Raw genomic sequence first — 3,080 nt, forward strand, 5'->3', positions numbered from 1 at the left:
TGTGTTTTGTCTAACAAATATTTAAAGTTTGTTGATACAGCGCCAGCTGTATCAGGTAACTCACACCTTCAGATCTATAGTTGCAAGTATTCCAAAAGAAAATATACACAACACCAGCTATTGACATTGGTTTTATTGAAATAGAGCCTGAATGAAGATTATAGAGATATTGTTGAACTTGTCGAAGTAATGGATAAGGTCAAATCAAGAATCGGACTTAAACAGGTTCCACACTTTACTATTCCATTAAATCATAGATTTAGTGGGAGTTCCAGATTTTCAATCTGGAACACACTTCATAAATTTGTCACAAGACTCAACTCTGTTTATTTCAGCGGATTGTTACAGCAAACACTGAAACTGTTTTATTCTCATAGTGAAAAGATTGAGACAAATACTATTGATTCGAGTGGATTTACGAGTGGTCATTGTAGTTACTATTATGCTTGGAGAACAGAAAAGAAACGAAGATCAAAGGTAAATACCGTAGAAAAATGATATGGGAATTTGATGAGGAACTCTATCATAATAGAAATCTGGTAGAAACGATGTTCTCTGTCCTGAAAAGAAAATATGGTGAAGAAATTAGAGCAAAAAAGTACTGGAATCAAATAAAAGAGATTAAATTCAAGTTATTAGTGCATAACCTTGACAGGTATGTCAGAGTTATATTTATTGTTCAAATGAGGATTTCTACAGAGCCATTTTTTTCTTATATTGTCACCATTATTATTCAGAAGTTTCATATCAAGCAGTTCGAACTCTTAAGAAAAGTACATGTTTATAGCATTAGGAACTTTTATCCCAACATGAGTGCAGGTAATACCAGAGCAAATATCAAAGTTGGAGCAAATGTAGGCATCGTCTTAAAGAACGATCAAAGGTCCGGTAAAATAACTCAAGGCGTTGTAAAAAGAATTCTAACCAAGTCTTCCACTCACCCTCACGGAATAAAGGTTCAACTGGAAGATGGCCAGGTTGGAAGAGTAAAAGAGATCAAAAACTAAAAAGTAGACCAACGAATTGGTCCGATCAATAAGTTACCTCAGTAACTTATATCAGCATCTTCCCTCTTTGCCAGTCATTGATGATCTTAATAGCGATCCTCATTTCGTCCACTTCCCCTTTATGTTTGAGGCAATTACCCTTTAGACCTATGAGCTCTAAGACCTTTTCGGGATTATTTTCCTTTATCTCTATATTGTAGAACTCTTCAAGTACAGCCTTATTATTATCACAGATGTGCGCAATGATCTTCATGGCCACTCCTATGGGATCATTCAGGTGAGTAGCATCTTTAACTCCAAGAAGACCCTGCCTGTACTCATCGTTATCACCAAAGGGTATGACACCAGGCGTGTCAATGAAAACTATTCGGGAACCGGCCTTCACAATTTGTACTCCCTTTGTATGTCCGGATATTGAAGACGTACCAGCTTTGTTCTTTCCGGCCACTCCATTGATGACCGAAGATTTACCGGTGTTTGGGTAACCGAGGGAACCGATCAAAATATTTCGTCCCTGAATGTCAGCGATCTCAAGGATCTTGTGCCTCAACATGGTCGTGCCATATCTTTCCTTACTGGAAACAAAGACAGTTGGTGCTACCTTTGATAAACGAGATTTAGCTTTCTGAAGAGTTTCCTTTGATACAAGATCACATTTGCTGAGAACTATTATCAGTGGCTTACCTGAACGTTTAACATCGCGTTCGACCTCAAGGTTTCTAGTCTCATCCGGAAAACGAGCATCTACGACCTCAAGAAGGATATCGGCCTTTTTTATGACATCCTTTACCATCAACTTGTAACTTGCCATCACTTGTCTTACAACATTGGGCTATAAGGATGTGTTGAGAGGTTCGTTTTGTTTTCACGCATTTTGAAGTAGTGAATAAAAGATATGACCTCAATTCACAACGCTTGATCACACTTCATCCGCTTTATATCGCTTGATCTCATGTCACAAAAGACAAGCTCAATCCTTTTTTGTCAGCTGAGTATAGCATCAATTCATTCCACCTCTTTTGCAATTTACATAGATGCTCAAAGGGATCAATGTCGGGAATTGCATCAGTAATTACAAGTCCTATGTTCTTGAGAGCTTCTGCACTCCCAACAAGATCGCCTTTATTAAGATATTCATCAGAAAGCAACCTGCAGGCATTTTCTACCTTTTCTTCAAGATCATCACCAAGGAAATTTCCGGGATAACAGCCCAGATCTTCCGCAGCCACTGAGCTCATGCCCTCGATCTCTTTCTGGCTCATGAGCTTTGCCCGCTCATAGACAAACCTGAAAATGTCTTCCCTTACCCTTTTCCACGTGGGGTGGGATTTAGCAGGAGGCAGGTGCTTGATCGCAAGTTCGTTGTCAAGGAGGAAGGAATAACCGAACATTCTTGCATTTATAAGATAATCGATGTCCTCACCCCGTGGCACCATCGGGTCGAAAGGAACTTTCATGAAGAGATCACGATGAATTACCATATTCCCTCCAAAGACGAAAGGAGTCTCCTTGAGCCTTGGAGATGTGCCTATGACCTCGTCAAAGGCTTCGTTCATGCAGACGTTCTTGTCCCAGTATCTGGTCCAGGGGTTTTCAGGGACTCCGACATGATAATCCCCGTTAGGCTGGAGATAATAACCTGCAACAGCATTGATGAACCTGCCCTCATGGTATTTCCCTATGAATTCCTTTGCCTTGGATATGAATTGCGGGTCTTCGAATACCTCATCGTCATCGATAAGAAGTGCAACATCTGAGCCCATTATGTGTGGAACAAAAAGACACATGTTCCTTATGTTGGAATACCCAGTGAGGGAAAGCAGATCACAGTATTCCCCCATGCCATCCTTTTTCAGGTCCTCATGTAACTTTTCCAGATGTGATGGCCCGAACATATGAACCCTGACATCAGCATTCGAAGAGGATCTGATAATATCCCTTACCTTCTGCTCGACCTGCTCCACGATCTCCATATTATTTGGAGCCGCCAGCACCACCAGTTCAAAATCCGTATCTTCAAGTATAGCCAGACTCTCGATAGCCCTCCCAAGCGTACCCTCAGAGTCCAAAGGC

At 40.7% G+C, this 3,080-nt stretch carries 3 protein-coding genes and 1 pseudogene; 2 read left to right on the forward strand and 2 right to left on the reverse strand.

The window, feature by feature from the left end:
- A pseudogene (locus tag QAS77_RS11255) lies at nucleotides 1–701 on the forward strand (IS5/IS1182 family transposase); the annotation flags it as partial.
- Between the two features lie 108 nt (nucleotides 702–809).
- Nucleotides 810–1,007 (forward strand): YwbE family protein, encoded by a 198-nt coding sequence (locus QAS77_RS11260; RefSeq protein ID WP_172364549.1) that lies wholly within the window; start codon nucleotides 810–812, stop codon nucleotides 1,005–1,007.
- Nucleotides 1,008–1,053: 46 nt separating this feature from the next.
- On the opposite strand, the gene QAS77_RS11265 is transcribed toward QAS77_RS11260, so the two are convergent.
- Nucleotides 1,054–1,818: a GTPase gene (locus tag QAS77_RS11265; RefSeq protein WP_305065636.1), complete on the reverse strand. Its 765-nt coding sequence runs from the start codon at nucleotides 1,816–1,818 to the stop codon at nucleotides 1,054–1,056.
- 139 nt (nucleotides 1,819–1,957) lie between these two features.
- The coding region (locus QAS77_RS11270; RefSeq protein ID WP_305065638.1) for a glycosyltransferase family 2 protein at nucleotides 1,958–3,080 on the reverse strand (1,123 nt) is incomplete at its 5' end.

The sequence above is a fragment of the Methanococcoides sp. genome (genome assembly GCF_030594565.1).
GTDB lineage: Archaea > Halobacteriota > Methanosarcinia > Methanosarcinales > Methanosarcinaceae > Methanococcoides > Methanococcoides seepicolus.